The organism is Streptomyces sp. NPDC050508 (assembly GCF_040655155.1).
Taxonomy (GTDB): Bacteria; Actinomycetota; Actinomycetes; order Streptomycetales; family Streptomycetaceae; genus Streptomyces.
Window position 1 is genome coordinate 201,060 of the sequence record NZ_JBFAJJ010000013.1, and the last position, 25,649, is coordinate 226,708.

Annotated in this window: 18 protein-coding genes and 3 pseudogenes; 12 read left to right on the forward strand and 9 right to left on the reverse strand. The window is 68.9% G+C overall.

Annotated elements, in window-relative coordinates; translation table 11 throughout:
• Nucleotides 1-123: 123 nt before the first annotated feature.
• Together AB0I69_RS32880 and AB0I69_RS32885 are read right to left on the reverse strand one after the other, a co-directional pair.
• Entirely contained in the window at nucleotides 124-1,266 is a 1,143-nt protein-coding gene (locus tag AB0I69_RS32880; RefSeq protein WP_363099388.1) for a LacI family DNA-binding transcriptional regulator, read from the reverse strand.
• 347 nt (nucleotides 1,267-1,613) lie between these two features.
• Entirely contained in the window at nucleotides 1,614-4,559 is a 2,946-nt protein-coding gene (locus AB0I69_RS32885; RefSeq protein ID WP_363099389.1) for a SpoIIE family protein phosphatase, read from the reverse strand.
• Nucleotides 4,560-4,914: 355 nt separating this feature from the next.
• On the opposite strand from AB0I69_RS32885, the gene rutA reads away from it, so the two are divergent.
• From rutA to AB0I69_RS32905, 4 genes are all read left to right on the forward strand, one after another.
• On the forward strand, nucleotides 4,915-5,988 hold the full coding sequence (gene rutA, locus AB0I69_RS32890) for a pyrimidine utilization protein A (protein ID WP_363099390.1): 1,074 nt from the start codon (nucleotides 4,915-4,917) through the stop codon (nucleotides 5,986-5,988).
• 31 nt (nucleotides 5,989-6,019) lie between these two features.
• Entirely contained in the window at nucleotides 6,020-7,540 is a 1,521-nt protein-coding gene (locus AB0I69_RS32895; protein WP_363099391.1) for an MFS transporter, read from the forward strand.
• On the forward strand, nucleotides 7,537-8,166 hold the full coding sequence (locus tag AB0I69_RS32900; protein ID WP_363099392.1) for an isochorismatase family protein: 630 nt from the start codon (nucleotides 7,537-7,539) through the stop codon (nucleotides 8,164-8,166). The genes AB0I69_RS32895 and AB0I69_RS32900 overlap by 4 nt, the downstream gene beginning before the upstream one ends.
• A gap of 586 nt (nucleotides 8,167-8,752) precedes the next feature.
• Nucleotides 8,753-9,223: a hypothetical protein gene (locus AB0I69_RS32905; RefSeq protein WP_363099488.1), complete on the forward strand. Its 471-nt coding sequence runs from the start codon at nucleotides 8,753-8,755 to the stop codon at nucleotides 9,221-9,223.
• Between the two features lie 322 nt (nucleotides 9,224-9,545).
• On the opposite strand, the gene AB0I69_RS32910 is transcribed toward AB0I69_RS32905, so the two are convergent.
• From AB0I69_RS32910 to AB0I69_RS32920, 3 genes are all read right to left on the reverse strand, one after another.
• Complete coding sequence (locus tag AB0I69_RS32910; RefSeq protein ID WP_363099393.1) at nucleotides 9,546-9,920, reverse strand: hypothetical protein; 375 nt, start codon at nucleotides 9,918-9,920, stop codon at nucleotides 9,546-9,548.
• Between the two features lie 236 nt (nucleotides 9,921-10,156).
• Entirely contained in the window at nucleotides 10,157-11,050 is an 894-nt protein-coding gene (locus AB0I69_RS32915) for a LysR substrate-binding domain-containing protein (RefSeq protein WP_363099394.1), read from the reverse strand.
• A 17-nt stretch (nucleotides 11,051-11,067) separates the two neighbouring features.
• Nucleotides 11,068-11,925, reverse strand: coding sequence for an NAD-dependent epimerase/dehydratase family protein (locus tag AB0I69_RS32920; RefSeq protein WP_363099395.1), 858 nt, complete (start codon nucleotides 11,923-11,925; stop codon nucleotides 11,068-11,070).
• 325 nt (nucleotides 11,926-12,250) lie between these two features.
• Here AB0I69_RS32920 and AB0I69_RS32925 point away from each other — a divergent pair, with 325 nt between their 5' ends.
• The 5 genes and pseudogenes from AB0I69_RS32925 to AB0I69_RS32945 all read left to right on the forward strand — a co-directional run bounded on the left by AB0I69_RS32925 (nucleotide 12,251) and on the right by AB0I69_RS32945 (nucleotide 16,667).
• Nucleotides 12,251-13,030 carry an SDR family NAD(P)-dependent oxidoreductase gene (locus AB0I69_RS32925; RefSeq protein ID WP_363099396.1) on the forward strand — a complete coding sequence of 260 codons (780 nt, stop codon included), beginning with the start codon at nucleotides 12,251-12,253 and terminating at the stop codon, nucleotides 13,028-13,030.
• A 71-nt stretch (nucleotides 13,031-13,101) separates the two neighbouring features.
• Nucleotides 13,102-14,433 carry an amidohydrolase family protein gene (locus AB0I69_RS32930; protein WP_363099397.1) on the forward strand — a complete coding sequence of 444 codons (1,332 nt, stop codon included), beginning with the start codon at nucleotides 13,102-13,104 and terminating at the stop codon, nucleotides 14,431-14,433.
• A gap of 155 nt (nucleotides 14,434-14,588) precedes the next feature.
• The gene (locus tag AB0I69_RS32935; protein ID WP_363099398.1) at nucleotides 14,589-15,029 is read left to right on the forward strand and encodes a VOC family protein; all 441 of its coding nucleotides are present in this window, start codon (nucleotides 14,589-14,591) and stop codon (nucleotides 15,027-15,029) included.
• Between the two features lie 187 nt (nucleotides 15,030-15,216).
• Entirely contained in the window at nucleotides 15,217-16,146 is a 930-nt protein-coding gene (locus AB0I69_RS32940) for a hypothetical protein (RefSeq protein WP_363099489.1), read from the forward strand.
• Nucleotides 16,147-16,210: 64 nt separating this feature from the next.
• Nucleotides 16,211-16,667: pseudogene (locus AB0I69_RS32945) on the forward strand (LysE family translocator).
• 58 nt (nucleotides 16,668-16,725) lie between these two features.
• Here AB0I69_RS32945 and AB0I69_RS32950 read toward each other — a convergent pair.
• On the reverse strand, nucleotides 16,726-18,744 hold the full coding sequence (locus AB0I69_RS32950; protein ID WP_363099399.1) for an NB-ARC domain-containing protein: 2,019 nt from the start codon (nucleotides 18,742-18,744) through the stop codon (nucleotides 16,726-16,728).
• Nucleotides 18,745-20,437: 1,693 nt separating this feature from the next.
• Between AB0I69_RS32950 and AB0I69_RS32955 the strand changes: the two genes are divergently transcribed.
• Nucleotides 20,438-21,127, forward strand: coding sequence for an HAD-IA family hydrolase (locus AB0I69_RS32955; RefSeq protein ID WP_363099400.1), 690 nt, complete (start codon nucleotides 20,438-20,440; stop codon nucleotides 21,125-21,127).
• A 596-nt stretch (nucleotides 21,128-21,723) separates the two neighbouring features.
• On the opposite strand, the gene AB0I69_RS32960 is transcribed toward AB0I69_RS32955, so the two are convergent.
• Nucleotides 21,724-22,218, reverse strand: coding sequence for a peptidylprolyl isomerase (locus tag AB0I69_RS32960; RefSeq protein ID WP_201050892.1), 495 nt, complete (start codon nucleotides 22,216-22,218; stop codon nucleotides 21,724-21,726).
• 942 nt (nucleotides 22,219-23,160) lie between these two features.
• Between AB0I69_RS32960 and AB0I69_RS32965 the strand changes: the two genes are divergently transcribed.
• A complete protein-coding gene (locus AB0I69_RS32965; protein ID WP_363099490.1) occupies nucleotides 23,161-23,616 on the forward strand; it encodes a hypothetical protein in 456 nt (151 codons plus the stop codon).
• A 39-nt stretch (nucleotides 23,617-23,655) separates the two neighbouring features.
• Here the strand turns inward: AB0I69_RS32965 and AB0I69_RS32970 are convergent.
• A pseudogene (locus AB0I69_RS32970) lies at nucleotides 23,656-23,868 on the reverse strand (IS5/IS1182 family transposase); the annotation flags it as partial.
• 20 nt (nucleotides 23,869-23,888) lie between these two features.
• Between AB0I69_RS32970 and AB0I69_RS32975 the strand changes: the two are divergent.
• Nucleotides 23,889-24,269 (forward strand): annotated as a pseudogene (locus tag AB0I69_RS32975) (transposase family protein); the annotation flags it as partial.
• 209 nt (nucleotides 24,270-24,478) lie between these two features.
• Here the strand turns inward: AB0I69_RS32975 and AB0I69_RS32980 are convergent.
• On the reverse strand, nucleotides 24,479-25,441 hold the full coding sequence (locus AB0I69_RS32980) for an AraC family transcriptional regulator (protein ID WP_363099401.1): 963 nt from the start codon (nucleotides 25,439-25,441) through the stop codon (nucleotides 24,479-24,481).
• Nucleotides 25,442-25,649: the final 208 nt, after the last annotated feature.

The following is a 25,649-nucleotide window of genomic DNA, read 5'->3' on the forward strand; positions in this document are numbered from 1 at the left end:
GGGATCATCCGCGGCGGAGGGGCCGGTCGGGATCGACGAAGCCGGACAGGGTGTCGGTACGGCTACTCGTCCCTGGGATCACACACCGGGTCCGGCTCGGCGGACGGGCTGGTCGGCGCTGTATCAACGGCGAGTGGACGGGCCTCCCTTCGGAAGCGGGGCGCTCTGTGTGCCTTCACGGGATCGGGAGGCGGTACGTAGCCGACTGCCCGGGGGTGTCCGGGGCGGTGGAGGCTGGGTCGAGGCGCGGACGACGAGGTCGACCGGTGGGTCGCTCGCCGGCAGAGCCTCCGCCTTGGGGTTCTCGATGGCGTGCACGAGTCGCTTGAGGCCCTCCTGCGCCACGGTGTCGAACGGCTGCCGCACCGTGGTCAGCGGAGGAGTCACGTAGGCGGCGACGGGGATGTCGTCGAATCCGACGACGCTGATGTCCTCGGGCACCCGCCGGCCGGCTTCCGTCAGAGCCCGGATCAGGCCGATGGCCATGTCGTCGTTGGCGGCGAACACCGCCGTCACGTCGGGGTCGGCGGCCAGTTCCCGGCCCGCGGCGTAGCCGGAGGCGGCCGACCAGTCGCCTTCGACGACCGGCGGTTCGTCCCTGCGGCGTGCGGCCAGGGCTGCCCGCCATCCCTCAAGACGGTCCTTGGCGGCGTGCCACCGCTGAGGACCTGCGAGGTGATGGACCGTCGGATGCCCGAGGTCCAGCAGATGGTCGACGGCCGCCCGGGCCATCAGGTCGGCTCCGCCCGCCCCCGTCAGTACGGTGGAGGCGCTGAAGGGCGGTGGCGCGCCGAGGACCAGGACCGGCACGCCGATATGGATGGACAGGTCTCCTTCGCTCCCTTCCTCCTCGATCGGCTCGGAGATGACGATGCCGTCCACGCCCTGGTCGAGGAGTGAGCCGACGGCGCCGGCGACCCCCGCGGGGTCGCCTTCCATCGTGTTGACCACCCGGAGCGCGTAGCCCGTGTCCCGGACGACCCGCTCCACGCCCATGAGCAGCGAGGCGGGACCGTACAGGGCCGTTCCCAGCGTCACCACGCCGATCGACCGGGTTCGTCCGGAAGCCAGCGCCCGGGCGGCGTTGTTGCGCCGGTAGCCGAGCTGTTCGGCGGCTTCGAGGACACGTCCGCGCACCTCGGTGGAGACATACGGCTCGTCGTTGAAGACCCGCGACACCGTTTTCTGCGAGACCCCGGCCAACCGGGCCACGTCCACACTGCGCGGCGCGCCGGAACTCCCGTCCCGTCCTGTCCCTCGCGCCATGACGTCTCCCGGTGGCCGCACGATCGAGCACCAATACTGTCAGACGCCGTTTGTCTGACTGCGCTGTCATGTCTACGCAGTCATACGACAGTCGTCAAGAGCCCGGAACGTATCCGTAACGTTCGGACCGAGGTGGATCGTCAGCAGGGCCGGGTCACCGGGGCGGCGCCGGCAACGGCGTGATCTTCGGGAGCGTCGCACTCCTCACTTGCCGTCGCCCGACCTGCATGCCTTCTTCGCGTGACGTCACCCGGTCTCCCGCACGCAAAGTGATCAACAGAGGTCGCCGCCCGCTCCTCCAGTCAGAGGCTGTCTTCGGTAGTCCAGCCACTGTCCCCGGCGTTGCGTCAGTCCTCGTCCCCGAACGGCAGCAGGTCGAGGTCCCCGGTGAAGTCCACCGCGGTCGGGAACATCAACTCCAAGGAGTCGGAGGGCAGTTCCTGCTGGCTCCCGGGGGTGAGGAGTGCCTGCTCCGTCCAGATGCATTTGCCCGTCGGCGTATAGCGCGTGCCCCAGCGCTGGGACAGGGCGGTGACCAGTTGCAGGCCGCGCCCGCCTTCGTCCATGTCCGTCGCGCGGCGGATACGCGGCATCGTCAGGCTGCCGTCGAAGACCTCGCAGATCAGCTCGGCGCCGTGCAGGAGGCGCAGGCTGACAGGGCCCTTTGCATGGCGTACGACGTTGCCGACCAGCTCGCTGGCCAGGAGTTCCGTGGTCGAGGTCAGGTCCTCCAGACCCCAGGTGCGCAACTGCTCCCGGACGTGGCGGCGGGCCTGGCCGGCCGCTCGTGGATCCTTCGGCAGCGGCCAGGAGGCCATTCTGTCGCTGGTCAGGGCGTGGAGCCGGGCGACGAGGAGGGCGGCGTCGTCGGCCGTCGGGTGTTCGGCGGGGAGCAGGCCCGCGGTGAGGGTGTCGCAGAGCTGCTCCAGGTCCGCTTCAGCGCCGGACTCGGTCCTGTGCGCCGCACTCAGGAGGCGGGCCAGGTCCGCCATGCCCTCGTCCATCTCACGCTTCGACGACTCCACCAGGCCGTCGGTGTACAGCACCAGCAGACTTCCCTCCGGCACCTTCAACTCGACCGTCTCGAACGGCGGTTCCGCCGCGCCGAGGGGCGGGTCGGCCGACAGTTCCGGGAAGTGCACCGAGCCGTCCGGGTGGACCACGGCCGGTGGCGGATGACCGGCCCCGGCGATGGAACAGATCTGGGTCGTGGAGTCGTAGAGCGCGTACAGACACGTCACGTACGACTCCTCGCCCATGCCGGCGACGAGGTCGTTCAGGTGGCTCATGATCTCGTCGGGCGGCAGCTCCAGGTCGGCGAGCGTGTGGAGCGCGGTGCGCAGCCGGCCCATCGTCGCCGCCTCCGGCAGACCGTGACCCATGACGTCTCCCACCACCAGGGCCACCTGGCCGCCCGAGAGCGGGATGATGTCGTACCAGTCGCCGCCCACGTCCATGCCCTGGCCCGCGGGAAGGTAGCGGGCCGCCGCGGTGCACGCCGGCAGGTCGGGCAGGGCCCGGGGGAGCAGACTGCGCTGGAGTTCGCGGGACCGGGTGTGCTCGGCGTCGTAGAGCCGGGCCCGCTCCAGTGCCTGGGCGACGAGGGCGCTGATGGTGGTCAGCAGGGTGCGTTCCTCGTCGGAGAGCCGACGGGGGCGGTCGAAGGCCACGACGCAGACGCCGAAGGTGTGGCCGGACGCGGTCAGCGGAAGGAACGCCCACGCCTGTTTGCCGGCCCGGGCCGGTCTGCCGGCCAGCTCGGGATAGTGGTCCGTGTACTCCTCGGCCGAGGAGAGGAACATCGGCAGACCGGACTCGATCACGTCCCAGGACGGCTCACCGGGCGTTCGGGCACGGCCGTTGACCGTGGTCAGGAAGTCGTCCGGGTAGCCGTCCGCTCCCACGGTGTGCAGCCGGTCGCTCTCGACGGCCTGTACCAGGAGTCCGGTGGCGGCGAACGGCGGCAGCACCCGGCGGGCCACCGCGGCCACCACATCCTGCGAGGTCGTCGCCTTGGCGAGCGCGGCCGTCAACTCGCCCATCCGGACCGCGCGTCGGGCCGCCGCCAGCTCGGACGCCCGGCGCTCCTCCTCGTGCTGCCGCTTCTCGGTGACGTCGGTGAAGTAGAGGGTGCGGCCGTCGGGGCCCGGCACCAGTCGCACGTGGTGGCGACGGCCGGTGTCCCCCATCCGCACGTCGAAACCGACGGACTTCTCCTCGGCCGCGGCCTCCCGGCAGCGGCTCTCCATGCCGGGCGCCTCCCGGGTGGCGGGCAGCTCCCACAGCAGACGTCCGAACAGCTCCTCCTCGGAGAAGCCCAGTGTGCGTTCCGCCTCCAGGTTGGCGAAGGTGATCCGCCACTCGTCGTCCACCGCCAGGAACCCGTCGCTCATGTGGCGCAGGGCGCGGCCGAGCGCGTCCCGGGCGGAACGGGACTCGTTGCTCTCCCAGCCCAGACCGATCATCCGGTTGGGCTCGCCGTTCTCGTGATACGTCGCCCGGCCGCGCGCCTGCGTCCAGCCGTACGTGCCGTCCAGGCGTCGTACCCGGTACTCGGCCTCGAACACGTCGTGGTCGCGGATCGCCCGGTCCACCGCGTCCAGCGTCGGCGCCAGGTCGTCGGGGTGGACGCACACCATCCAGTTCTCGACCCGGGCGGTGTAGTCCTCCGGCCTGAAGCCGTACAGCTCCATGGCCGCCTCGTCCCACAGCAGCTCGCCGCCCTGGATGTCCCAGTCCCAGGAGCCGACGCTGACCTCCTTCAAGGCCTGCCGCAGGCGGTCGCGGTCGTTGCTGAGCTCTGTCCGGGAGGGTGTGGAGGGCGGCGAGGCCTGGCTCATGCGTTCCTCGGTCCAGGTGATCAGCTCCTGGAGGAAGTCCCACTGCCGCGAGGTGGGTTCGCCCTGGTCGCCCGCCAGGACCGTGAGCGCGCCGATGCTGCGGTCGCCGCCGAACAGAGGCAGGGCGGCCAGGCCGGTGCCGGGCCAGACGACTTCCGAGTCCGACGCGTCGGTGGATGGGGGCGTCAGCGGCACCCACACGCCGCGCCCCTCGTGCAGGGCCTGGGCCTGGGCCGACGGGCCCACCTGGTCGATGATCTCCCAGGAACGGGCGAGCGCGGGAGGCAGACCGGTCGACGACACCAGCCGCAGCGCGGACATGGGGCCGCGAAGGTGAATCGTTCCCCCGAGGGCACCCAGCTCGCCCACGGCGTGCTGGAGCGCCAGCCGGAAGACCTCGCTCTCCGCCACGCCGGGGTCCACAGTGCGGAGGAGAGCCAGACGCGCGTTCATGTAGTGGACTTTACCGTTCCAGCCTCGCGTCACGTATTGCTTCGCATGATTCTCACCAGTGACTTCGGCAGCCGACACATGCTCAACTGGCGTAAATCCAAGCCGAGTTACCGGTCGGTCACAGTGGGATCATGATCGGTGACACTGCGTGGCGTCGCGAGTTCGCCCGGCACGAGTACTGGAGCTTGCTGCCCGAGGACCGTGCCGCCGTGTAGCGCGGCGTTCACAGATCGGGAGGGGGTCGGCAATGATCGACGAATACATTCGAAGTCAGCCCGGAACTCCTGGAACTCTCTGATCACGTACGCGCGTTGTCACCCCGTCAGATCCACCCCACCCGCCAACGAGGAGCGGCATGGACATCGGCGTATTCATCCCCATCGGCAACAACGGCTGGCTCATATCGAAGAGCGCGCCCCAGTACCTGCCGAGCTTCGAGCTGAACAAGGCCATCGTGCAGAAGGCCGAGGAGCACGGGCTCGACTTCGCGCTGTCGATGATCAAGCTCAAGGGATTCGGCGGCGAGACCGAGTTCTGGGACCACAACCTGGAGTCGTTCACGCTGATGGCAGGCCTGGCCGCGGTGACCGAGCGGATCAAGCTGTACGCCTCCACACCCATCCTCGCGCTGGAGCCCGCCATCGTCGCGCGCATGGCCTCGACGATCGACTCGATCGCCCCCGGCCGCTTCGGCATCAACATCGTCACCGGCTGGGCACCCGGCGAGTACTCCCAGATGGGCCTGTGGCCCGGCGACGAACACTTCGGCAACCGCTATGCCCGCGCCGCCGAGTACGTCACCGTGATGAAGGAGCTGTGGAGCGAGGGCGTCAGCAACTTCAAGGGCCAGTTCTACGAGATGGACGACTGCGTGCTGTCACCGCGCCCGACGGACGGGCACATCGACATCGTCGCCGCCGGCCAGAGCAACACCGGCATGAAGTTCGCCGCCGAGCACGCCCAGTTCAACTTCATCCTCGGCAGCGGAGTCAACACCCCGCTCGCGCTCTCGGACACCACGGCCACCCTCGTCGACGAGGCGCGGAAGACCGGCCGTGACGTCGGCGCACTCTCGCTCTTCATGGTCATCGCCGACGAGACCGACGAAGCCGCCCACGCCAAGTGGCAGGACTACCACGACAACGCGGACCACGCGGCGCTGGCGTACATGGCGGGGGAGACCGCCACGGACACGACCTCCGACGGCACCTCGACCGCCCGGACCATCGCGCTGCCCGAGGGCGCGGTCAACTTCAACATGGGCACGCTGGTCGGGTCGTACGAGACCGTCGCGAAACTGCTCGACGAGGTCGCCGAGGTCGACGGCACCAAGGGCATCATGCTCGTCTTCGACGACTTCCTCGAAGGCCTGGAGAACTTCGGTACGCGTATCCAGCCGCTGATGAAGTCGCGGTCGCTGGCCGGGTGACCGTCGCACTGGACGGTCCGGGCGTGCGGTCGTGACCGTCGGTCGCAGTCCGTGGCGGGTGTTCGCCGCCACGGCGGTCGGCGTGGTCGCCGTGTTCCTGAACATGAGCGGCCTCGCCGTCGCGCTGCCCACGATCACCCGGGAGTTGGGGGCGGCCCCCGGGCAGGCCGACTGGATCCTGCTCGGCTACATGCTGGTCACGACCGCACTGATCCTCGTCTTCGGCCGGATCGCCGACATCGTCGGCCGCCGCAGCCTGTATCTCGCCGGGCTCGTCGTCCTCACCACCGGGACCGGGCTCGCGGCCCTTTCCCCGTCGGCGGGATTCCTGATCGCGGCGCGGGTCGTGCAGGCCGTCGGCGCCGCCGCCGTGATCACCAACAACACGGCCCTGCTGACCGACGTGTTTCCCGCGCGGACATTGGGCCGGGCCCTCGGCTGGAACGTCACGGTGGCCGCGACGGCACAGGTCGCCGGGCCGGTCGTCGGTGGCGCGGCGACCGAACTGCTCGGCTGGCGTGGGCTGTTCGTCGTCTGCGTGCCGATCGGACTGATCGCCATTGGCGCATCGGCACTGGCCGTTCCGGCGAGCGCGGGCAGCATCGCCCCGCGGACCGGCGGGGTCCGTGAACCGTTCGACCTGCCCGGCGCGCTGCTGTCCACGGCGATGCTGACCGCGCTGGTCCTCACCCTGACACCCGGCGTCACGGCCACCGTCGCCGACTGGCTGCCGTGGGCCTGCGGCGGTGCGACCGTCGCGCTGTGCACGGCCTTCGTCGTCGTCCAGACACGGCGGTCCCACCCCCTGGTCGACGTGGCGCTGCTGCGCAACCGCGCCATCGCCCTCGTCCTCGCGGCCGTGCTCGCCAACGCGGTCGGCACCTACGCCGTCGTACTCCTTGCGTCGTTGCACGAGCAGGCGGTCGGCGGCGCCACGTCCCTGGAAGCGGGGGTGCTGGTGACACCGGTCGCGGCAGGCACGCTGATCACCTCGGCCGCCGCCGGTTCGCTGTTCGACCGCTTCACTCCGCGAGCGTTGACCACGGCAGGCATGGCCATGACGGCGTGCGGGCTGCTGGGCTTCTCGCTGACACTCTCGACGACGACTGTGCCGTTCCGGGCGGTGGCCCCGTTCCTCTTCCTCGTCGGGGCCGGCACCGGGCTGTTCATGACGCCCAGCACGAGCGCGCTCATGCTCAGTGTGCCGCCGGACCGACGCGGGACGGCCAACGGCCTCCGCTCGACCACCCAGAACGTGGGCTACCTGCTGAGTACGGCCCTCGCGCTCGCGTTCACGACGACAGGACTGAACGAACAGGCCCGCCAGGCCGCCTACGACGGAACACTCAACACCCTGAACGTGCTCGCGTCGGGGGAGTTGAACCGCTTCGTCGCCAACATCCGCGCCACAGGCTTCGTCCTCACCGGCATCGCCGTGGTCGGAGGAGTCGTCTGCCTCGCGTTTCCCACGTCGCTGCGCGCACCCCGTACCGCCGACGCCGTCACAAACACCTGTCCGGAGCCCGCCACCTCACGAAAGACATCGCCATGACCGGATCCCAGCAGGAGGACTACGAGCGAGCCGGGTTCGACGGGCAGCTCACCCCCGGCACTTCCCCGGCACTGATCCTGGTGGACCCCGCCCGCGCCTACGTCGACCCGGACTGCCCGCTCTACGCAGGCGTCGAACCGTCGGTCGATGCGATGAGGACCCTCCTGGCCGACGCGCGCCAGGCCGGGATCCCGGTGATCATCACACGGGTGCTGTTGCGGGCGGACGGCAGTGACGGCGGCCTCTTCCTCCGCAAGGTGCCCGTCCTACGGGCATTCGCCGAAGGCAGCCCCTTCAGCGAGTTCATCGACGGCCTCGCCCCGGCGCCGCACGACCTGACCGTGACGAAGCAGTACCCGAGCGCCTTCTTCGACACCGCACTGGCCGCCCACCTCACCGCCAACGGCATCGACACCCTCCTCATCGGCGGACTCTCGACGAGCGGCTGCGTCCGTGCCACCGCGCTGGACGCCATGCAGCACGGATTCGTGCCGATCGTGGTCGAGGAGGCGGTGGGCGACCGGGATCCGGACATCCACGCGGCGAATCTCTTCGACATCAAGCACAAGATCGGCGAGGTCTGGCTGCTCGGGCGCGTTCAGGAGTACCTCGCGTCTCTCGACTGAGGGTCGGGGGCAGCGGCGAGCGTTCGATACGCGGCGGCGGCCCGGCGAACTCGGCAGGAAGCCATCTGTTGTACGGGCCGAACATCGGGACCGTGGCCGGCCCAAATAGGTGGCAAGGACGTTGATGCCGGTGGCCGGGGCGGCGGCCAGTGGGTCGAAGGCGAAGCAGGTGAAGAAGGCGAAGAACAGGATCAGCGCGGCCGACGTGACCGGTGCGGCGCATCGGCACCCGTGCGGGTCAGGGGGACTGGCCCGGACGAAGCCCTGCCCGTGACGGATGCTCAGGCCGGTATCGACCTTGGCCTGTCCCACCTCGCGTGCCGTTGAGGACCTGGCGGTCAGGGGACTCGCCCGTACGCGCCTGGCCAAGTCCGTCCACGATGACGGATGGCCGGCGCTCGTGACGATGCTGGAGACCACAACGAGAGCGCAACAAGTGGGTGGGCGGTGCTGCCGCTCGACGTGGGTCGTCCCTAACATCCGGTGCACAGGGGCACGAATAGTGCCCCGGCCAGTGGGGGGCACAGTGCAGTCGACCGTTTCATGGCGGGTAGTCCGGCGCACGGCCGCCGCTTTCGCCACCGGCGTGGCCCTGGCCGCAGTCTCCGGGTGCACGGTGCCGGTCGATGCCGTCGCCGGTATCTCCGTGACCGGCGACGGCCAGCTGCTCGGCGTCATGATGGTCTGCGGGCACCGGATCGATGGCGCGACCCTCTACGTGGACAGCAGCGACGCCGACAGCGAGGTGACGGTCGGTTCATGGAGCGCCGACCCCTCCCTCACCGCCGGTCTCGCCACCTGGACCCTCGATTCTCCTTCCGCTGGATGGACCGCGACCCACTCCCTCGAACCGCTCACCGCCAAGGCCACCTATGCCCTCTACGGCTGGACCGAGGACAGTTCGTGGTCATCGAGCAGCGTCTCCTTCACTCTGGCCGACCGAGACCGGCTCACCCCGGGAACGGTCCGCTACGACCACGTCTCGGGCAACGGCGACGAATCCGAAGTCACCGTGTCCGTAGCGGAGTTCAAGGCGAAGGCCTGCGAGAACGGTTGAGGGCACTGCGGTTCGCCCATGTCGCCTGAGTACTTTTCAGGTGCGCGCAGCGACCGGTATCCGACGGCGACACCGGAATCCAAGTCGTTGGCGAGTCGCCGTGCGCTCCAGGAACACTTCTCGGTGCCGCCGTACCGGCAGGACGCCCGCTCCATCCGTCGTTCTCCGGACTTCCTGACGTCTCATGAGACATCAGATTGCCGGACTCGCGCAGTAGGCGGGGAGCACGTCATCCGTTCATGAGTGTGGTGCTGATCGCGATGACCGCGGTAGTGGCGAAGTGACCTGACCGGCCACCTCGTGACGGCGACCGAGGGCCCGGTCAGTCGCCGTCAACTCGCTTGAAGACTTCGGGAAACTCGCCGTTACCGATTAGCCCGGCAATCACCTGAGTCATGGCGTCGATGCCGGGCTCCCGGACGATCAGGCCGTCCGAGACCCAGAAGTAACGGCCACCCAGAGCCTCATCGCTTCCCGCCCACGTTGCCATCAAGCGTTCGACCTCGGCGACCGTGAAGACAGTCGCGCTCCACCGGGAGCCGTCATCGAGGTGCACGAAGACATCGACGTTGCACACCGCACCCAGGTCCTCGTCCGGACCGGGTAGGAACGATGCCTCGAAGGCGTCCGCGCGAACCCGGTACCACGGCCCATCCCAACGTCGTTCGGCCCATCCAGGCAACGCGCCACCACTCATCGTGCGAGTGTCTCTGGCCAGCCCGACGATCTCAACCAGAATGCGTGGCCGTGCTCTTGCCCGCGACCTCGCTGGGACATTCATCTGTTATCTGTACACGGCTGGGGAGCTCAGGCCGAACGCCGACAGGCCGTCCCGGAACCGCCCGCACTGGCCACAAGGCAGGGATCCAGCTCAGTGAAATGCCGTGAGCTGATGATGCAGCCAGGCCTCGGAGAAATAGCGCCAAGCTTCAATCAGGCGAGGCGGCTCGCGCGGGCCTCTTGTTCGGGCAGCAGGGCGGTGGCGGCGTCGATGAACTCCTGGACCAGGCCGGTGGTTCGCCCCGTGGGCCAGGCCGCCGCGACATGGTTGGGGCCGAGGTCTTCGACCGGGATCGCCTCGATGCCGGGTCTGGTGTAGAAGTTCGCGGTGGACGCCGGGATCACGGCGATCCCTTGTCCGCCGGCGACGAGTTCGAGTTTCTCCTCGACGCTGTGGATCGCCGGCACCGGGCGGCGCTCACCGGTTCGCAGTTCCACCGCGATATCGCGCCATTCGGGGACGGCGTCGGGGTCCTGCAGGAGGTGATCGGCCGCCAGGTCGGCGACTCGTACGGTTTCCTTGCCGGCGAGGCGATGGGACGAGGCCACCATGACGAGGCGCGGTTCGGTGTAGAGCGGCCTGATCTCCAGGCCTGCCGGGTCGATGGGCAACCGGACAATGCCGACATCCGCACGGGCGTCGTGGAGCACCTCCACCTGGTCGTGCCAGCCGGTGCGCAACATCCGCACGTCCAGCCCGGGGTGGCGCTCGCGCAGCAGGCGAACGACGGGAGTCAGCGTGATTCCCGGCATGAACCCGATCGTGAAGCGGGTGACGCTCTCGCCCGCGGCGCGTACCCGCCGCAGCAGTGCGTCCGCGCTCGCCAGCAGGGGCCCGGCGTCGTGGACGAGTTGTTCGCCTGCCGGTGTGAGCACGGTGCTGCGGCGGTCGCGCATGAACACGTCCACGCCCAGCTCGCTTTCGAGCACCCGGATCTGGCGGGAGAGCACGGGTTGGGTGATGTGCAGGCGCTCCGCGGCCCGTCCGAAGTGGAGTTCCTCGGCGACCGCGAGGAAGTAGCGAAGCTTGCGCAGATCGACGTCCATACGGTTCCTCCGGGTGATCAGCCGCGCTCGAAGGTGGCGAGCGGGTCACCGTGCGTCGGTGCCCAGCCCAGCTCGCGGCGGGCCTTCGCCGAGGTGAGGCGCTGGTCCAGCGCGAACGCGTCCGCGACGGGCCCCATCTCGGCGCGGGCCTGCTCCAGCGTGATCGATGCCGTCTTGCCGTCGAGCCCGGCACCGCGCGCCGCCGCTTCGGCGACCTGCTTCATCGTCGGGTGGCCCTCGCCGACCCCGATGTAGACCGATCCCGCCTTCGCCGAGAGTGCGGCGACGTAGAGCGTGGCCATGTCGTCGATGTGTACGAGCCCCCACCGGTTGGCGCCGTCACCGATGTACGGAATGGCACCCCTGATTTTACCCGGCGCGATGAAGAAATGTTCGATCAGCCGGTTGTCGCCCCCGTAGAGCAGCCCGGGCTGCACGACGACGGGGCGACCGCCTTCGGCGGCGCGTGCCGAGACCGCGTCCTCGACCGGCCTGCGCCATGCCACCACGCTGGGTGGATTCCACGGTGCGCTTTCGTCCTGTACGCCGTCGGTGTCGCCGTAGACCCAGGTGCCACCGGTGTGCACGTAGGGTCCGGCCCCGACGCCGTCCTGCATGGCCGTGGCCGCGGCGAGATCCATGCCCGCGGAGCTGGCCTGCGCGAGGTGGATCACCGCCTCGGCGCGTGCGGCCGCGTGGTTGAGCACGTCCAGGTCGGCGAGTCCACCGCGCACCTCGACCGCCCCGGCGCCTGTCACGGCGTGTGCCGACTGCTCGCTGCGCGCCAGCGCCTCCACGGAGTGGCCTCGTCGCACCAGTTCGGCAATCGTGGCCCGGCCGATGTAGCCGGAACCACCCGTCAGGAAAATTCTCATGCCGTCCCTCGCTGTTGATCAGGTTCGCTGTTGATCAGGTTCGACTCCACCGTGCGGCCTGATCGCCGGTCCCGTCCAAGACCTGTTTCGTGCTCTGTGATGCCCGCGGAGCATTACGCGTCGGGATCCGCCGGTGAATCGAGCTGAGCCGCGTTGATGCCCTGCGGGCATCGCAGGGGACGCAAAGGGTCTTGGACAGCGCGACCCCGGTAGATCGACAGTGGACGTGCCGGGACAGCGGGCCGGGATCCCGGTTCCCACCTGTCGCCGGCGTTCTGATCGACGACCCGAGACACATTTCGAACGCCCTCAGGGAGGTGCGACGATGCCTCACGTCCTGATCACCGGATCCGCCGACGGCCTCGGCCTGATGGCCGGTCGCCTGCTGATCGGCCAAGGCCACACGGCGACACTGCACGCTCGCGACACCGCGCGAGCCGCACATACCCGTGCGATTCTGCCCGCTGCCGCGAACGTACTGGTGGGCGATCTGGGATCCCTCGACGGGATCCGGTCGGTGGCCAGCCAAGCGAACGCGGCGGGCCGGTTCGACGCCGTCATCCACAACGCGGGCCTCGGCTACCGCGAGCCGCGTCGTGTCGAGACCGTCGACGGCCTGTCCCAGCTGTTCACGGTCAATGTGCTCGCGCCCTACCTCCTGACCGCGTTGATGACGCGACCGGATCGGCTGGTCTACCTCAGTTCGGGCATGGCTCGCGGTGGGCACGCGGATCTGTCCGATCCGCAGTGGACCGACCGGCGCTGGAACGGGGCGCAGGCGTACAGCGACAGCAAGCTGTTCGATGTCCTGCTCGCGCTCGGTGTCGCGCGGCGATGGCCCAACGTGCTGTCGAACTCCGTGGAACCCGGCTGGGTCGCGACCAAGATGGGCGGCCCCGGCGCACCCGACGACCTGGGCCGGGCCCCGGTGACCCAGGCGTGGCTCGCCGTCAGCGACGACGAGACCGCGAACGTCACCGGCCGGCACTTCTACCACCAGGAGCAACGCTCCGTACCCGCCGAGGCCCACGAGGCGACGGTTCAGGACGCCCTGCTCGACTACTGCGCCGAACTCACCGGCGCCTCGATCCGCGCGTCGCGATGACCCTGCCCGGTCCCGATACGGCCGGCCCTGTCATCTCAACGTCGAGTCAACTGAAACGGAGCTATCCAACGATGTCCGAAGAAATCCTGATCACCGGTGGCCACGTCGTGACGTTCGACGACGCGCTCGGCGATGTGCCCGGTGGTGACGTGCGAGTCCAGGACGGTGTCATCACGCAGATCGGTGTCGGCCTGCGCCCCGGGCCGGACACCGAGGTCGTCGACGCGCAGGGTCGGCTGGTGATCCCGGGCCTGATCGACACGCACCGACACGTCTGGCAGGGCGCGATCGCCGGGTTCACCCCGCAGATGACCGGATACGGCTACGGACCGGCTGTCCTGACCGGGATCTCGCTCAAACACACTGCGGCTGACATCCATGCCGGCACGCTGTGGGGAGCGCTGCAGGCGCTGGACGCGGGAATCACCACGATCGGCGACTGGGCCCACGCACTGCAGTCGGCCGACCACGCCGACGCCAACCTGCGCGGCCTGCGCGAATCCGGAATCCGCGGCCTGTTCTTCTACGGCGGTCCCGGTCCGGCCGGCGACGACCCGAACCCACCGCACCCGCTCGACGCCCGGCGCATGCGCGACGAGCATTTCCCCGGCAACAGCGGCAGCGGACGGCTGCGGATGGGTATGGCGCTGCGCGGGCCGTGCTTCACCTCCCCGGAGCGCAACCGCCAGGACTTCGCCTTCGCCCGCGAACTCGGCCTGCCGATCTCGATCCACGTCGGGATGGCCGGCACCGCGGACGCGGTCACCTCGCTACACCGGGACGGGCTGCTCGGCCCGGACGTCAACTACATCCACGCCAACCAACTGACCGACGAGGAGATGGACTTGATCGCCGCCTCGGGCGGGACCGTGACCATCACCCCGAGCACGGACATGCTGATGCAGTTCGGCACCTACCCGGCCACCGGGCGAGCTCTGGAACGTGACATCGTCTCCGGACTCGGGGTCGACACCGTCTGCAGCGCCGGGACCGACCTGTTCTCCGAGATGCGGCTCGCGCTGGCCGCGGAACGCTCGCGTGCCAACGCCGAGTCCCTCGCCCGCAACGAGCTCGTGCAGGAGGTCGCACTGCACCAGCGGGACATGCTGCGGCTGGCCACGCTCGGCGGTGCCCGGGTACTCGGGCTCGCCGACCGGACCGGGTCGCTCACCCCCGGCAAGCAGGCCGACATCACCATCATCGACCTGCGTTCGCCCCACCTGGACGGCTTCGGCGACCCGGTCGCGATGCTCGGGCTCGGCGCCGGCCCGGCCGACGTCGAGACGGTCCTGGTCGGCGGGAAATTCGCCAAACGTGACGGCACCCTGGTCGGGACCCACGCAGCCAAGGCACGAGACCTGATGCACGAGACACAGCACCGGCTGCGCACCGCAATCCGCTGAACCGCACACAACGCAACGGCAGCCTCCGCGGGAGCCAGATTTTTCAGAACTCGGCTGTCTGAGAATGTCGAGAACGTGTCACCGGCTCCGTCCCAGGGACATCAGCGGCCACCACCGGCCGCACGAGGAAGTACAGGGAAGAAGGAGAAACCGGCATGGCGATTCAACGGATGGACAACGTCGGCATCGTCGTCGAGGACATGGATGCCGCCATCGCGTTCTTCGTGGAACTCGGTATGGAACTGGAGGGCAGGGCGCAGATCGAGGGCCTCGTCGCCGACCAGTGCACCGGACTCGACGGCGTCCGCTGCGACATCGCGATGGTCCGGACCCCGGACGGTCACAGCCGGCTCGAACTGGCGAAGTACCGCAGCCCCGAGGCGATCAGCGCCGGGCCGCGCAACCGGCCGCACAACATTCTGGGCACGCACCGTGTCATGTTCGCCGTCGACGACATCGAGGACACCGTTGCCCGCCTGCGCCCTCACGGTGCCGAACTCGTCGGTGAGATCGCCCGGTTCGAGGACAGCTATCTGCTCTGCTACGTCCGCGGCCCGGAGGGCATCATCGTCGGTCTGGCCGAGCAACTGAGCTGAGAAGGAGGAACCGAACCACGCAGCCGAACGAGCTCTCTCCCGTGGCCACCCTCGCACACAGGCTCCCGAAACGACGGCACCAGTAGGTGACCAGTCCGCTCAGTGGAACGGCCCGTGACAGGCCCGAGAGGGGGGCGAAGACGCTGGGGCGCTCCTGATGCCGACTGTGGATGGAGACGTCGTGGACATGGGCTTGGAGCCGGTGGAGGAAGTCGTCGGCATCGATGGTCGGTTCCAGTGGGAGTTCCCTCCGCCCGGCGGCACCGGCGCCGGTTCGCGTATGGGCTCGGGTACGGGTTCCGGCCCTCGTCCCGCCTCCGCCGTCCCCTCCGTCTGGTATTTCGCCCTGCCGCTCACCTCGGCCCACCGCGGCGGCCACTCCGGCGGCGGTGCCCTCGTGGACGGGGTGGACGGCCAGGAGCGGTACCGGAACGAGGGGACGGTCTACCCGCACTCCGGCCTGGTCGAGATGATCACCTACCAGGAGCGGTACGTCCCCGAACTCGCCTGGAAATACCTCGACTTGAGCCATGTCCCATGGGACGAGGTACGCGCCGCCATCGCTGCGGACCCCCCTGACGTGGCGGCGTTCACCGTCTACACCGCCACCGCGCTGTGGGCTGCGGCGACCCGCAACGCCGGTACAGGTTCGCCGACAGCGCCGGGGGAACAGCACATCCGGGTCACCGGGCCCTACCGCATGGACGTCTCCCCGGACGGCGCCTGCCCCGAGGTCCTGCTCCAACTCCTGCGGCGGGAGATGTACTTGAAGGCCGGACCGATCCGGACGGCCTGTGACCTCCTGGCGATGACGGAGACGATCGCGGCGCTGGACGAGCGCCGGGAGAAGCTCGACATCGCCTCCGGACCGCGGGCGGCGGTCCAGGTACAGATGTGTCTGGACCTGGAGAACCTCCTTCTGGCCTCCCGGCTCATCGTCGAGTCCACGCTGCTCCGCGAGGAGTCACGCGGGGCGCACTACCGCGAGGACTTTCCCTCGACGGCCGATCACATCACCGGCAACGCCGTCGTGCCCGACTCCGGGAAGCTTGTCTGGAAGCCCGTTCGCCGTCTTGGGGCACGGCCTTCCGGCGGTGGCGGGGAGCACCGACGGTGAACCGGGCAACGGGATCAGCGTGGCCGTGATATCGCTCGGCGTCGTATTCACTCCCGGGCCGAACATGATGTACATGGTCTCGCGGAGCATCGCCCAGGGCCGCCGCGCCGGGGTGGTGTCGCTGGGCGGGGGTCGCGGTCGGCGCCCTGGTCTTCGTGGTGGTGGCGAACCTCGGCCTGATGGCCGTGCTGAGAACCGTCCCCGTGCTGTACACGTCATTCAAGATCGCGGGCGCCGCCTATCTGGGCCGGCTGGCCTGGCAGGCCTTCAGATCCGACGGCGCGTCCGCCTTCGCCCCGCGCGAGGTCGCGGACACCTCCACCCGTCGGCTCTTCACCATGGGGCTGGTCACGAACCTCCTCAACCCCAAGATCGCCCTGCTGTACCTCTCGCTGATTCCGCGGTTCTTCGCCACCCGCCCCACCTGGCTGCGGGTACAGCGCTACGTCACGGGATCCGCCCTCGGCGTTCTGGCCCTGCTGCTGGCGACCGACCAGTCGCACCCGGGAGCCTCGGCCTGAGGGATGCGACTCCAGCCATGACCCCGCCCCTCGAATTCGGCCCCCGTGAGGCCGACGGTCAGGAGGGGAGAGGGCCTTGCATCACGAGGGCGAGGCCGAGTTCCGCGTCGTCGTTCAGCGCGTTGTGGAAGGCCTTGTCGTAGGCGTTGTCCCCGACCGCCTTGCGGGCTTGCAGCTCCCATTCGTCCCGGACCGCGGAGAGTTCGGGTGTGCCGTGATTCGGGTGGCCGAGCATGCGCCAGAAGGTGTTCCCGGTGCCGGATGTGCGGGCGGCCGCGATGCCGTTGCCCTGCATCGCGTTCGCTCCGGTGAGGAGGTCGAGGGCGAGGGCGATTCCGAGGTTGTCGTTGAGGTTGTGCTTGCTGGTGAGCATGGCCCGGGCATGACGTTCGGCGTCGTGCGCACGACCCTGGACGAGGTCTATGAAGGCGAGTTGGTGGAACGCGTACGACCTCGCCCAGTGTTCCCCGTACCGGACGCTGAGCCGGCGCAGGGCGATGGCCGCCTCGTAGGCCTCGGCCAGTCGGCCCAGTGCGGAGTGGGCGAAGATCCGGATCACCATGCAGCAGAGCTGCGGCGCGCCCGACGGTGGCGACGTGCCGTGGGCGATCAGGGCGTGGTCGCACACGTCGTACGCGGCCTGGGGTCGGCCCGCCATGAGGTGGGTGAGGCCGAGGGTGTGGGCGGCGAAGAGCTCGGACTGCGGGGTACCGTCCTGGCGCGCCGCGACGGCGCACTCCTCCCCGATGCGCAGGGCGGTTCGGTGGTCGCCCTGGAGGGTGAGCGTGATACCCAGGGCCCAGAGCGCGCGGGTACGGGACGGGCCCTTGGGCGAGTCGAGAGCCAGGGCGCGTTCGAGATAGTCACGGGATTCGTGGAGATGTCCGCAGCAGGGCCAGAACAGGCCCGTGCGGCCGGCCATTTCGACAGCGGCGTCGGGATCTGCCTCGATGAAGTGGTCGAGCGCGGCGCGTATGTCGGCGTGGCTCGCCGAGATCCGCGCGTACCAGGCGACCTGCCGGTCGCTGAGCCAGCCGGCCTCGGCCTCACCCACCATGGTGGCGAAGTACGCGGCATGGAGCCGGGTGAGGGCATGCTCCTCGCCGAGTTCCGCGAGCCACATGGCTCCGTACTCGCACAGCGTGTCGAGCATGCGGTAGCGGGTGCCCACCTGTTGGAGGACGGACTGGTCGACGAGCCGCTCCAGAAGCCGAGGGATGGCGTCGGCGCTGAGAGGGCCGCCGGCGCAGACGGACCGCGCGTCCGCTGTTTCGAGAGGGCCGCGGAAGACGGAGAGCCTGGCCCACAGCAGACGCTCCAGCGGAGAACACAGTTCATGGCTCCAGCCGATCGCCGTGCGAAGGGCTCGGTGGCGCCGGGGCCACACCGTGTCGTCCACGAGCGTGTCGAGCCGTGAGCCGAGGCGCTCGGCGATCTCGGTGAGGCTGTTCTCCCGCAGCCGCGCGCAGGCGAGTTCGAGGGCGAGCGGGATTCCCTCCAGGCGACGGCAGATGGCGGAGACGGCTTCGGCGGTGTCGGGGGAGTCGAGGGACAGCGCAGGGGCGGCCGAGGCGCAGCGCTCGTGGAACAGGCGCACCGCGTCTCCGTTGCCGTCCTCGTCCGTGGAGAGCGGGGCCACCTCGATGCGTTGCTCGTCCCGGACGCCGATCGGCTGTCTGCTGGTGGCGATGACGGTCAACCCGGGTGCGGCGGCCAGGAGTTCGCTCACCAGGAGGAGGCAGGCAGGCAGCACTCGTTCGCAGCAGTCGAAGACGAGCAGAACCTGCCGGCCGGTCAGCCACTCGCACAGGGCCTCGACCGGGGCGCGCGGATTGTGATCCAGGAGATCGACCGCGTCGCAGACCGTGGCGGTGAACAGCCGATCGTCGTAGAGGTGGGACAGGTCGACCCACCAGACCCCGTCGGCGTACCGGCCCCGCACCTCCTCCGCGACGCGCAGTGCCAGGCGGCTCTTGCCCACACCACCGCCACCGGTGAGGGTGACCGAGCGATGCCGGGTCAACGCCTTCTTGACTGCGTCGAGTTCGCTTTCACGCCCGACGAAGCTGGTCGTCACGACAGGGAGGTTGCCTACCACGGTCCCATCCTGCACGGCCCGAACGCGGCTCCAAACCCTCTCGCGGAAAACGGTCACAGGTGATCGAGGTTGGCAACTATTCGATCGGACGGTGCCTCCGCCGACACCGCCGACGGCTGCACCGTTCCGCCTCCTGACGTGGGTGCGCCCAAGGCAATCGAACAGAGGATGCGGGGGCACGCCGCAGCTGGGCAGAGCGGCAGGAGAACGTGTTGCCCAGTTCATGGGCATGTGGTGTTCCGGCACACCGGGCCGGTCATCCGGGCCGGCAGGTACAGGGATCCTTCCTGTCCGGTGAGGTCGCGGCGAACGGCCTTGCAGATGTTGCGGTGTGCGGCCGGCGGAACTGAATGCCAGGGTTTCCGCCGCACCGGTGAGGCCGATGAACGTAGTTCTGGCGTACCGGGTGGAGGTGTCCCGGAGCCGTACGGTGCCGTCGTCGCCGGTGGCGACAGTGGTGCCGTCCGGGCAGAAGGCCACCAGCATTTCGGTTGCCGAGGGGGCAGTGAGGGTGGTCGTGACGCGGCCGGCAGCCACGTCCCACACTCGTCCTGTGCTGTTGACCGCTGTTGCCCGCCCACGAACGATACCCACGGCCTCCGAGCGGCTGTCCGCTGTCGAACGTCGACTCTCCTGGTGAGCGGCTGCGACGTCCCATACCCGCACCCCGGCGACCCCTGCGGTGAGCAGACGGGTTCCGTTGCGGTGAAATCCGCCGGGGTTGAAGGCAACCGTGTGGATGGTCTGGGAGCGGGCGGCGATGCGCTGCTTGAGCGGCACACCGGCGGCGGCGTAGAGGCTGATGGCGGCCTCGCGAGTGAGGCTGGTGCGGTGGGTCTGCACGGCCGGCAGCGAGGCGAGGTTCGAGTCGCATTCCAGCAGAGGGCGGACTGGGCAGCGAACTGACGGCCTTGCCGGAAGACGACAGTCGCAGCGTGAACAGGTGGCACTTGACGACTTGGCCCGCCAGGCAGACCCAGGCATCGGCGAGATCGACCTCGGCTTCCTCACCGGGCAGGTGGACCTGCGGGACCATGCCCGTCAGGTGCCGGCGGCCCTCCGGCACCTCGGCCTCGATCTGCGGGCGCCTGGCCAGCACGTAGTTACAGACCGCGGAGTTCGACACCAGGTCGAAGTCGTACCCCTGGGCAGGACCCTGATGGATCCGGCGGGCCGTGTGCTTCTGCTTGCGCGGCGCACTCGCGTCTTCCCGCAGCATCGCGTCGATCCACGGCTTTGCCGGGTCCAAGCCAGTGGCCCGCGGTGCTGGCTTCATCCGCGGCGGCGGAGCGGCAGATAGAAGGCCCTGCCTTACTGTCCGGCGATGCACTCCGTACTTCTCCGCCAGAACCTGCTGCGACAGTTCCGGATCAAGGCGCTTGTCCCTCCCCTCCGGATCGCAGCGAACAGCTCCGTACGCGACAAACCCATCCCGGCCTACCGACATGACCGTGATCGACACACAAACCCTGCCGTCGCCGGGCGGACGGAGTAGCGCACTTACCCCAGAGAGAGCACGTCGTCGGTAAGCCGCCGTAGCGACCAGCGTGGTTCTTGTTCCTTAGTTGATTCGGACGTTAAGGGTCTGAGGGCGTTGGTGGATTGCTCGGGTTGCAGATCTTGATCGTCTTGGGCTTGCGGCCGGCTCGTCGGCGCCGCCAGGATCGACTGCATGATCAAGGGTGTGATGTTCGACTTCTCCGGGACCCTCTTCCGGATCGAATCGGCCGCTCAGTGGCTGCGCGCGGTGGCAACGGAGACCGGTCTGGACGTGCCCGAGGGCGAACTCGACGCGTGCGTCAGCCGGCTGGAAGAGTTCGGGGCTCAGCCCGGAGGGGTTCCTCCGCGCAAAGTGCCGCCCCATCTGGAGGCGCTGTGGCGGGAGCGCGATCTGACCGCCGAACGACACCGGGCTGCCTTCACAGCCCTTACCCAGGAAGCGAAACTGCCTGCGGCTGACCTGGCCGAGGCCCTGTATGAACGTTCCCAGGTGTCCGGGGCATGGCTGCCTTATCCCGACACCGAGGAAACCCTCCGCGCCCTGCGCGGGCGGGGCATCCCGGTCGCTGTCGTCAGCAACATCGGCTGGGACATGCGCCCTGTCTTCCGCGACCACGGTGTCGATGACCTCGTGGACGCCTACTTCCTCTCCTTCGAGTGCGGGGTGAAGAAGCCCGATCCCCGGATCTTCCAGATGGCGTGCGACAGGCTCGGAGTGGCGCCAGGCGATGCACTCATGGTGGGAGACGAACCTGTTGCAGACGTCGGCGCTGCCATGCTGGGGTGCCGGGTCCACCTGGTCGATCCCGTGCCGGTTGACCAGCGTCCCGGCGCGCTGGCCGAGGTGCTCCAGTTCCTCTGACGTGCCCGACCAGGGCGATTTTCGGCGCGATGTTGAGGGCCCGGCTACCGAACGGCCGTCCAGTTCTCGGGCTCGATACCGCGCATACGTACCCGCTTACCAGTCCAGAGCGCAGTCGTCCCCTGTCCGATCACGCCGCAAGATGTCACGCGCAGGCCCTCTTGACCCTGGCCTGACCTCTGTTGTCATACCGGTGGAGCCAGATCAACTTGGTACGTCAGTGGAGTTCCGAAACGCTGGTGCGCCGGCGCCCAAAGAAGTGCTTGCAAACAGTCGGAGACGGCAACGGCAGCGCGAGCGGCTGCGGCGAGTCGCCCACCAGCGGCGGTTGCATCGTCCGGTGCCCGCGGCGTGCTTCCGGCGACCGCCACCGGGTGAGGTCTCAGCGGTCGAGGGGGCGAGTTGCCCTGGCACGGGAACAAAGCGGGCCCCGGGGATCAGAGGTGATCCCCGGGGCCCGACGTATGGAGTCGTGCTGTTCGCCCGTCACCGGTCTGAACCGGACACGGGCGGTGGCGCCGCTCACCGCCTCAGGCCGTGCGTGCGTGCCTTGCGTGACGCGATCCCGTGCCGTCACGATCGGGCACGGATCTGATTCAGCCCTCGACGACGCCGGACGCGGCGATCTCGATCTTGGCCTTGGTGGAGCCCGACTGCGAGCCCAGGGACTCGATCTTGTCGATGATCTCCTGGCCCTCGACAGCCTCGCCGAAGACGACGTGCTTGCCGTCGAGCCACGAGGTGACGACGGTGGTGATGAAGAACTGCGAGCCGTTGGTGTTACGGCCGGCGTTCGCCATCGACAGCAGGTACGGGCGGTCGTGCTTCAGGTCGAAGTTCTCGTCCGCGAACTTCTCACCGTAGATGCTCTTGCCGCCGGTGCCGTTGTGGTTGGTGAAGTCGCCGCCCTGAAGCATGAACTGCGGGATGACACGGTGGAAGCCGGAACCCGCGTAACCGAAGCCGTTCTGCCCGGTGGCCAGCTCGCGGAAGTTCCGGGCGGTCTTCGGGACGACCTCGTCGAAGAGGTTGAAGACGATGCGGCCCGCGGGGGCGCCGTCGATGGTGATGTCGAAGTAGACGTTGCTCATGATCAATTCTTCACTTTCAGTGTGTTGCACACTGCCCGGCGTAGCCGTGTGCCGAACGCCGGACCGTTACCTCAAAGAGCCCTGATGCCTGAACTCTATCCACAGAACCAGAGCTCTCACGATCGGCGGCGGTCTTCCAGGAGTGGGGCGCCGAGACACACGCCGGAAGGACATGGCCGATGGCGCCGGCGAAGTGCGACCGGCAGGTGGAGAAGACTGCGGAAGCCTTGGTGTCCAGTTTGGGCCGGTTCTCCGTGGGTCGTCCGGTGGGTGGGGAGCGCGGAGGAGCGGCGCGACGTTCCGGCACTCGGACGCGGTGATGAAAGAGATCCGCGCCGGCTCCCTGCGAAGGCCGTGGGCGAGACCGCCAACGTGCGGGATCTGGTGGGCAAAGAGCGGGAGTTCAGGCCCCTCATCGGCATCGGCGCGTGGCGCGTACGGCAAGTCGGTCGGCGTCGGGTTGGACGCAGAATTGGCACGCACCCTGGGCAACGCGAGTGCGGGTGACGGCCAGTTGGTTCCCCTGTGCAGGGCATCTGAAGGGATGGTCCAGCTACGACGCGACCGCGCTCGTGTCGGCGGTCAGGAAATTCGTGCTGGCCGCGATTCCGGATACTGTTGGTGATCTTCACTCGGTGGGATGAAGCCTGCTGACCGTGGCTGTGTTCATGGCCTCGCGATGCTGCGCTGGTGGGAGCGGGGCGGTTTCGGCGGTCGGAGGGGTGACCGCAGTGAGCACTGTGCATCGTGAAGTTGCTGGTTACGGGTCTGGTGTGCGCGGGGTTCGGGATGCTCGGGCTGGTCGTGGGCGGGTGTCGATGGTGAAGATCGTCCGACCTGTCGGCCGGGGCCGCTGCCGGGTTCTGCTGCTCCGACTGCCGTGCCGCTCCCACGATCCGTGACCGGGCCGGTGCGCCAGGAGAGCGCGGGGAGGGTGTGGAGGTGCAGGAGCTGGAGCGGATCACGGCTCGCCGGAGTGAACTGGACGCGCTCGCCGAGGAGTTGGGCAAGCAGTTGGCGGAGGTCCAGGCCGAGCGGGAGGAACTGGTGATCGCCGATCGGGTCCTGCGCCGGCTGGCCGAACAGGACCGGGCTGCGCGGGAGGCCGCCGCGGTCGTCGCACCGACAGCGGCCCGGGAGGCGGGGCGGGCGGTGCTGCTGATCCCCCACTGCGGCGAGAGTAGCGACGAGACCGCGTTGCCCGCCCACTACCGCAAGATCCTTGCGGTAGTGCGGGCCGCTGATGGCCCGGTTCAGGTCAGGGCGGTCGGCGAGGAGTTGGGCCTTGAGGTGACGGTGCGCGGGAAGCTGGAACCGTTGCGGGCGAAGATGACCAAGCTCGACGACCGCGGCTGGCTGCGCAAGCGTCCCGACGGCAGGTGCACCGCACGCTCGTAGGTGTGGGGAGGCGGGCGCCGACGGCGCGTAAATGGCGCCGGCCAGATCGCCCGGCCGCTGGTCACAGCGCAGTACCGCAAGCACGATGGTGGCGATCTTCCCCGCGGACAGGGCCCGCCACCGTGACCCGATCTTCTTCAGGTGGCCGCGTATCAGGTCGGCGAGCCAGTTCGGGGTGGCACTCGACAGCGGCAGGCGGGCAGTGCAGACAAGGCCGTCAGGGCCCTCGACGGCATGGTTGTTTTTCTTCACACCAAACTCAACTCCCGCCGGGGGCACTGCTGTGGGCCTCGACGGCCGGCCCGGACGGACTTCGGAGATCACCGCCTGCCGACACGACCAGCTCACCGCCAAGCTGCGGGCGGACCGGACGCGGAGCCATCGCCGACCTGGGCTTCGTCGGCCTCGACGACAGCTGTCCCGACACCGACCCGGCAGTGATCACCGGCTGCGAGGCCGCCGGGAACCGACCCCTGACCTGCGGCCAGAAGCTGTCGAACACCGCGCTAGCAGCGGTCCGGGCACCGGTGGAGCATGGCCTCGCCCACCTCAAGAACTGGCGCGTGCTCGGCAAGGTACGCACCGACCCCGCCTGGGCGACCGCCCTGGTCCGAGCCTTGCTGGTCCTCACGAACCGCGAAGTCTCCCGGTGACCGACGATCTCCACCGAAGTCATCTGCAAGCGACCAGCACGAACACCCCGATGCCCACGCACACCAGACCCGTGACCAGCAACTTCAGCTTGCACACTCTCACTGGGTGTGCGCGGCCCGCCTGACAGACGGCACTGTCATCACCGTAGCCGGAGTTGAACACGCGACGGTCGGTCCGGACGGTCTGATCATCGGTCTGCGCAATGAGTTCACTCGCCTCCCCGGCTGGACAGGCTTCGGCGGCGGGTGGCCGACGGAGTCTCGGCGAACTCCTTGGCATAGGCCCTGATGAAGTGGCTGCTGTCGCCGAAGTGCCAGCGTGCGGCGAGTTCGGACAGCGTCCAGCAGGTCGAGGTCAGCTCCGCTCTGGCGCGCTCCAGACGCCGCCGGCGTACGTAGCCCATGACGGACGTCCCCTCATGGGTGAAGGCACGGTACAGGGTCCGCACCGATACGTGCAGCGCGGCGGCGATCGTCCGAGGAGTCAGATCGGCGTCGATGAGCAGCCGAGCCTCAATGCACTCCTTCGCGGCGGCCACCAGGGCAGGGGAGAATGCCTCGTCGTCGATGCACTGACCCCGCAGCAAGCCGTTCAGCAACTCCACCGTCGCGTTGCGCGCCGCGTGGCCCGGATCGCCCGGCAGGTCGGCACACGTGCGCAGGTGGGCCAGGAGCAACCGGGCAGCCAGCGTGTCCTGCGCGGCTGTGGCGAGCCTGCCGGGACCGCGCAGATCGACGTCCCGAGCCGGCACGTGCAGCATCAGCGCACGCGTGCCCCGCTGAACCTCGAAGTCCCACGGCGCGTCGTTGCGCCGGACGCACAGCAGCCCCGCGCCGACCGTCGACGTCCGGCGCGCCGAGGCGAACAGCCAGCTCCCCCGGAACGTCGCGTGGAGCACCACCCGGTCCTCCAAGTGGCCGTCGGGACCTCCGGTGCTGCCCGTGACAGCGTCGCTGTACTGGTCCTCCACCACCAGGCCCCCGATCGGACGTTGCCTGATACGCACCGAGTACGCCCCCTCGCTGCGCCGCGGCAGACTCAGCGGAGGCGCGGGTACCAGGCCGCCGGCCTGCCGCTGCCACTCGCTGAGCAGGACGTCGTTCCTGCTCTGATCGGCGTAGGGCACGGTGATGTCGATGGCGAACCGGCCGGGGCCGTCATCGGGCTGCATGGCGTCGTACCACCTCCTGATTGGCTCACCCCACTATGCCGACACCTGCGGTCGGCCGTGCGCGGAGCCACTGCCGGTCCACGCACGATGGCACGAAAGTCCATCGCCAGCGGCACGCAGGTCCAATGTCGCGGCACGCGAGGGACCCTAGCGTGTTCCTGGTTCACCCTGCACGCCGCGCAACGGCCCGTACCGCTAAGGAACTTCG

Excerpts from the sequence above, each read along its gene's own strand:
- AB0I69_RS32935 (WP_363099398.1), top strand. The coding sequence starts at position 14,589 with ATGGCGATTCAACGGATGGACAACGTCGGCATCGTCGTCGAGGACATG.
- AB0I69_RS32880 (WP_363099388.1), bottom strand. The coding sequence starts at position 1,266 with ATGGCGCGAGGGACAGGACGGGACGGGAGTTCCGGCGCGCCGCGCAGT.
- AB0I69_RS32980 (WP_363099401.1), bottom strand. The coding sequence starts at position 25,441 with ATGCAGCCCGATGACGGCCCCGGCCGGTTCGCCATCGACATCACCGTG.
- AB0I69_RS32915 (WP_363099394.1), bottom strand. The coding sequence starts at position 11,050 with ATGGACGTCGATCTGCGCAAGCTTCGCTACTTCCTCGCGGTCGCCGAG.
- AB0I69_RS32910 (WP_363099393.1), bottom strand. The coding sequence starts at position 9,920 with ATGAGTGGTGGCGCGTTGCCTGGATGGGCCGAACGACGTTGGGATGGG.
- AB0I69_RS32885 (WP_363099389.1), bottom strand. The coding sequence starts at position 4,559 with ATGAACGCGCGTCTGGCTCTCCTCCGCACTGTGGACCCCGGCGTGGCG.
- AB0I69_RS32930 (WP_363099397.1), top strand. The coding sequence starts at position 13,102 with ATGTCCGAAGAAATCCTGATCACCGGTGGCCACGTCGTGACGTTCGAC.
- AB0I69_RS32900 (WP_363099392.1), top strand. The coding sequence starts at position 7,537 with ATGACCGGATCCCAGCAGGAGGACTACGAGCGAGCCGGGTTCGACGGG.
- AB0I69_RS32955 (WP_363099400.1), top strand. The coding sequence starts at position 20,438 with ATGATCAAGGGTGTGATGTTCGACTTCTCCGGGACCCTCTTCCGGATC.
- AB0I69_RS32960 (WP_201050892.1), bottom strand. The coding sequence starts at position 22,218 with ATGAGCAACGTCTACTTCGACATCACCATCGACGGCGCCCCCGCGGGC.
- rutA (WP_363099390.1), top strand. The coding sequence starts at position 4,915 with ATGGACATCGGCGTATTCATCCCCATCGGCAACAACGGCTGGCTCATA.
- AB0I69_RS32920 (WP_363099395.1), bottom strand. The coding sequence starts at position 11,925 with ATGAGAATTTTCCTGACGGGTGGTTCCGGCTACATCGGCCGGGCCACG.
- AB0I69_RS32925 (WP_363099396.1), top strand. The coding sequence starts at position 12,251 with ATGCCTCACGTCCTGATCACCGGATCCGCCGACGGCCTCGGCCTGATG.
- AB0I69_RS32940 (WP_363099489.1), top strand. The coding sequence starts at position 15,217 with ATGGGCTTGGAGCCGGTGGAGGAAGTCGTCGGCATCGATGGTCGGTTC.